Raw genomic sequence first — 441 nt, forward strand, 5'->3', positions numbered from 1 at the left:
CCGAAGTGGTCGTCCGCCCAAAGGTTTCCCAGGACACCGCCGGTGAAGAGGGTGAAGCCGAGTGCGGAAAAGGCGGTGATGCACGTCTTGATCGTGCGGATCTGCATGAGGCGCGAGAACGCCGCCTCCATCGAGATCGGCATCGGATTCGTGTCCTCGACGACCTCACCGAGCACCGACTTCATCTCGTGCTGGCCCCGGGGAGGTTCAGGGAGCCGGAACGCCCATGCGGCCACGAGCAGCGCGGGCAACCCCAGGATCAGGAACGGCCAACGCCAGCCGTCGTCTCCACCCGCGAGCGCGGCGATGCCACCGACCGCGAGCGGGCTGAGCGCCCCGACGGTTCTCGCGGCTCCCGCGTTGACGGTGGCAATGCGGCCGCGCACGCCGATGGGATAGGTGTCGGCCAGCATCGACCCGTGCACGGGCAGCGTGCTGGAC

The 441-nt window shown here is 68.5% G+C and carries 1 protein-coding gene; it reads right to left on the bottom strand.

Features of this window, described 5'->3' with window-relative positions; translation table 11 throughout:
* The coding region (locus tag AC1DSF_RS30910) for an MFS transporter (RefSeq protein ID WP_478184127.1) at positions 1-413 on the bottom strand (413 nt) is incomplete at its 3' end.
* Between the last annotated feature and the right edge of the window lie 28 nt (positions 414-441).

It is taken from the genome of Variovorax sp. 01N429 (genome assembly GCF_056399425.1).